The sequence below is a fragment of the Cytophaga sp. genome, assembly GCF_051961495.1.
In the GTDB taxonomy this organism is placed as follows: Bacteria; Bacteroidota; Bacteroidia; order Cytophagales; family Cytophagaceae; genus Cytophaga.
In genome coordinates this window covers 1-4,893 of record NZ_JBQCDF010000138.1, presented here as the reverse complement: position 1 = coordinate 4,893, position 4,893 = coordinate 1, and the positions used below count along the sequence as shown (strand labels likewise).

At 41.1% G+C, this 4,893-nt stretch carries 6 protein-coding genes; all 6 read left to right on the top strand.

Features of this window, described 5'->3' with window-relative positions:
- Nucleotides 1-1,130: 1,130 nt before the first annotated feature.
- Nucleotides 1,131-1,664 carry an RNA polymerase sigma factor gene (locus ACTHJT_RS07065; protein ID WP_440237300.1) on the top strand — a complete coding sequence of 178 codons (534 nt, stop codon included), beginning with the start codon at nucleotides 1,131-1,133 and terminating at the stop codon, nucleotides 1,662-1,664.
- Complete coding sequence (locus ACTHJT_RS07060) at nucleotides 1,645-1,914, top strand: hypothetical protein (RefSeq protein ID WP_440237299.1); 270 nt, start codon at nucleotides 1,645-1,647, stop codon at nucleotides 1,912-1,914. Before ACTHJT_RS07065 ends, ACTHJT_RS07060 begins: the two co-directional genes overlap by 20 nt.
- Before the next feature lie 2 nt (nucleotides 1,915-1,916).
- Nucleotides 1,917-2,564, top strand: a complete 648-nt coding sequence (locus tag ACTHJT_RS07055) for a ClpP family protease (protein WP_440237298.1) — start codon at nucleotides 1,917-1,919, stop codon at nucleotides 2,562-2,564.
- A 285-nt stretch (nucleotides 2,565-2,849) separates the two neighbouring features.
- Entirely contained in the window at nucleotides 2,850-3,944 is a 1,095-nt protein-coding gene (locus tag ACTHJT_RS07050; protein ID WP_440237297.1) for a formylglycine-generating enzyme family protein, read from the top strand.
- A 96-nt stretch (nucleotides 3,945-4,040) separates the two neighbouring features.
- Nucleotides 4,041-4,364 (top strand): low molecular weight protein tyrosine phosphatase family protein, encoded by a 324-nt coding sequence (locus tag ACTHJT_RS07045; RefSeq protein ID WP_440237296.1) that lies wholly within the window; start codon nucleotides 4,041-4,043, stop codon nucleotides 4,362-4,364.
- Nucleotides 4,365-4,451: 87 nt separating this feature from the next.
- A partial coding sequence (locus ACTHJT_RS07040) for a dihydrofolate reductase family protein (protein WP_440237295.1) occupies nucleotides 4,452-4,893 on the top strand: 442 nt, incomplete at its 3' end.

Genomic DNA, 4,893 nt, shown 5'->3' with positions numbered 1-4,893 from the left:
TAGCGAGAATGAATTTATACTATGAAAAACGATCAGATAAACGAGCGTCACCGACCAATACCAGCTCTTCCGGATTTGCAATCCGGAAGCCAGATCAAAAGGATTTGTAATCCGTTTCTATGCTTAGTAGAGATTACAAATCTCTTTTATCTGCGTTCGGGATTGCAAATCCCGAACAGCAACAGTTTCCCGCCAGTAAATCTAACATTAGAGCAGTACTGAGTCTGCGGGATCTCCGACAAGCTGTTTGACACCACTCAAAAGTTAATATGAGTAAGGAACGAGAATCTATCTAAATCTTTCAGACAATATTCGACAATGTTCAAGCTTTTTTAAAAAATGTTGCCAGTTATAAATTAGGTAAAAAATAATTTTAGATGTATCCATAAATACTATTAATATTTAAACGATTTACTATTGATATATGCAGCATGCTGCTGCAGCACGACCCCAGCGGGGTCGAATATTTATAGCAAATAAAAAATAAACAGGTTTATCCGCACAATACCGAAGGTATTGTTTTAAGAATCAGTAATACCTTCGGTATTGTGCGTACTTTTATTTGAATCTGCTATTGCTATAAAGATGCGATCCCGCTGGGATCGATTTTTATAAGTATACCTGATTGATAACTATTGTTCCTTTTAAAAACAAAGTATTTATCAAGGCAAATCGAAATAGTTTTATCCATAACTTTTTAATATAACAAAAAAAGCGTTCCTCTAACAGTCGTTTGTCGGAGATCCCGCTGGATATGAGTTGCTGTTTATATATTTGTTTGGTGGGAAACTCTGACAAGGGCGGTGGTTAGTATACTAGAGGCTCCTTGTGGTCTTCTCTCGGTCTTCTCCTGGTCTCCTCCCAGGGTCCTTCGTGGATTATACCAATTTTAACCTTTGTTAATGAATTTAATATGTATTCAGTACTTGTTCGTGGCACAAGCGAATGCGTGCGCCAGCAAGTGTTAGTAAAGCGATTACAAATCGCTTTGATCTGCGTTCGGAATTGCAAATCCCGAACAGCTGCGACCATGTATCGTAACGGCGTATTGCATACGCCCATTAAAAAACCTACCTTAATAAGGTGATAGTTGCTTCGCCAGCCGCACTTAACTATAAAAAAGGAATCCTATGACAGCACTTATCGAAGCCTGTGAAGCGGAAGAAAAAGAAGTCCGGCTCACGGCATTATACCAGTCGGTTTTTCCTCCGCTCTGTAAATACATCAGCAGGCGGGGCGGCTCTTTGGAAGAAGCGAAAGATATCTTTCATGATGCCCTGATCATCTACTATGAAAAGGACCTGGCAGCAGATGCTATCACAGATGAGAAGGCCTATGTATTTGGGATCGCCAAACACTTATGGAATAAAAAGCATCTGGATGCGCAGCGTTATACGGAGCTTTCTGAGCAGTCACTGGATCTGCCTGACCAAAGCAAGACCGTCGTGTCTTCAAGGTTGTTATTGTTCCTGCAACAAACGGGGCAGAAGTGTATGGACTTGCTGCAGGCATTTTATTACGAAAATCAGAATGCGGAAAAAATTGCCGCACGTTTTGGCTATTCCGGTGTGCGTTCAGCTACCGTACAGAAATTCAAATGCCTTGAAAAAGTAAGAGACCTTGTAAAATCAAAAGCGCAGCAGTATGAGGACTTCCTTGAATAACATATTCGAAACCGAACAATACCTGACGGGCCAGCTCGCTCCGGAAGACCGGTTGGTCTATGATGCGCGCCTGATCGTGAATACAGAACTCTGCGATCAAACACATTGGCAGCAGCGCACCTATGAAGTGGTACGTGCTTACGGCCGCATGCAGCTCAGGAATGAGCTGGAGAAAATACACGAGCGGCTCATGACCGAACCGCAGCACAACAGTTTCAGAAAAAGAATTCTTAACATCTTCTTCCTGTAATTATGATACCAACTGCCAATGTAATTCCCATGGTGATCGACCAGACCAGCCGTGGCGAAAGATCCTATGATATTTACAGTCTGCTGCTGAAAGAACGGATTATTTTTCTGGGCACAGCAATCGATGATCAGGTTGCGAATCTGATCGTGGCACAATTGCTCTATTTAAACAGCCAGGATTCCGGCAGGCAGATTGATATGTACATACAAAGTCCGGGCGGCAGTGTGTATGCCGGTCTGGCCATTTATGATGCCATGAAAATGATCTCCGCACCGGTATCAACGGTGTGCGTAGGCTTTTCAGGCAGTATGGCTACTGCTCTGTTAACCTGTGGCGCGAAAGGCAAGCGATATGCACTGTCGCACGCAACCGTGCATATGCATCCTACCAGCAGCGGCTCCAAAGGTTATACAGAAGATGTACGTATCGCGACAAGAGAACAGGAGCGCATCCAAAGCCAGTTGTTTCACATCATAGGTAAAAACACCGGCCACAGCTGGAAAGAAATTGAAGAATTCTTTCTGCGCGACCGGTATCTGAATGCTTTGGAAGCAAAGGAGTATGGTCTGGTAGATGAAGTGCTGGGTGATACATCAAACCTGATCAAAGTAAATAACCCGGAACCGGAAATTTTTTATCATACATCGTAGGGGCATATCGCATACACGCATCACTATCATTGTATTGCAGGGGGATTGCATATGCCCCTGCGCCTTACCGCTACCTGTTTTTAACCGAAATTCCGGCCTCCCGGTTAGGCTCCCTGTGGTCTCCCCCTGGTCTCCCTCTGGGGAAAGCGTAGGGTCCTTCGTTGATTACTCTTTTTTTGAAAGAAACCGATACAAAAACACGATGTTTTTTGTATACTTATGAAAGATTATAATCTGATAATAAATAATTACCGCATCACTTCTTTTCTTATAACTCAAAACAGTATGCAGCAATTCTTTTTCCGAAGCGTTGGGATCGTGCACAAAATAAAAAATGTATGCTTTATTCCCGCGTTGATTTTTTGTGTCAGCTTTGTTCTGAATAAACCTCAGGGAAGACCTACTTCAACAGCTGTTGGCACAGGCGGAGAGAAAACAAATATTAAATACAATGTAGAAGGTGGTGCTGCTGTTTATCAGTTTAAAGGCCGTTATAAAGATTATGATGAGTCCGGTGCTTTTAAAAGATACTCAAAAGACGTAACGGATTGGACGGTGCATGGAATTTCTCCTCTTATGATTCCGGAAGACCGCGAACTGGCATACAAATACTATTCTTATGTGCCGGGTGCTGTATGGGTTGAAAAGCTGCTTTTCTGTGATGAAACAGAAGTGACTAACCTCGATTGGGATGAATATCGACAGCTCTCGGGTGATACTACAACATACCGCAATGCAAACCCGGCGATGGAAGCTATGAAATATAATATAAGTGAGCAAGTCTATTATTTTCCTGTGGTGAATGTCAGTTATGAAGCTGCAGTGCGGTATTGCAAATGGAGAACTGAAGTAGTTACAGCTTACTACAACAATCTTAACGGATATATGAAGAAATCACCTGAATATACCGTTTTCGAATTTTCATTACCGACAAAGGAAGAGTGGATAAAATGCGCGGCGTCAGGTACGGATACAAGTAAGTATCCGCATGTATATACAGCGAAGAAGATTGAAACGAAGGTTAATAAAGATGCGGTACATTTTTTACAACGGCTCGGAAGCAGGATCACGGAAACAGATTTAAAATTGTTCAATGAAAATGTTCATAGCGACTATCCCTTCAATTGCAAGAGAGAAGAAAATACATGGCTGAATCTGGAAACTCCTTTTTATGTCTGGGACTATCCAATGAACAATTTGGGGATTTATAATATGTTGGGGAACGTTTCTGAAATGACTTTAGAAAAGGGCATTGCAAAAGGCGGCAGCTATAGAGATCCGTATGCAGATTGTACGGTGAACCATGTATTCAAATATACCAGCCCTGCTGATAACCTTGGTTTCAGATGTGTTTGTAAATTGAAGTGGCCAAATAAGTAATGCAAGACGTAAGTCATGCTTTGGATTTTTAAGAGGATCATTAAAATTTCCACTAAGAATTTCCAGAGTGAATATTTAATAAAAAAATAAAGCTAGATGAACATACTTTTTGTATGCAGCAGAAATATCTGGAGAAGTCCTACGGCAGAGGAAATTTATAAAAACACACAGGGAATCAATGCCAGATCTGCCGGTACAGAACCTTCTGCCAGAATTAAACTCAACAAAAAAATGATTGAATGGGCAGATATAATTTTTGCCATGGAAAAAAGGCATAAACAACGGATAATGGAAAAATTTCCAGAGGAAGCTTGTAATAAAAAAATAATTATTCTTGAGATATCCGATGAATATAAATACATGGATGAAGAATTAATTGAATGTTTAAGGGAATCTGTTGAACCTTATTTTAAACTATAAAAAAGTAAATCTTTAAACATGTTAAACCGATATATAAATACATAATTTTAACTAATTAAACGGAGCAAATACATACCAAACAACCCTATGAGAAAAATTATTTCATTCATGCATATATCCCTGGACGGCTTTGTTGCAGGTCCGAACGGGGAAATGAACTGGATCAACGTTGACCAGGAAATCTTTGATCATGTAGGCGAGCGCATCAGCGAAGGTGATACAGCATTATACGGACGTAAAACGTATGAGATGATGGAAAGCTACTGGCCAACGGCGGCAGACAAACCAGGTGCATCCAAGCACGATATTGAGCATTCGAAATGGTATAAGGATGTACACAAAATTGTTTTATCAAAAACCATGCAGGGCAAAGAGCTACCTAATACTACAATCATCAGTGACAACCTCACGGATAACATAAATAAAATCAAACAATCGGGAGGCAGCAAAGAGATCCTGCTTTTCGGCAGTCCGACTGCAACGCACGCTTTGATTCAACAAAGCCTGGTTGATGGGTACTGGCTGTTTG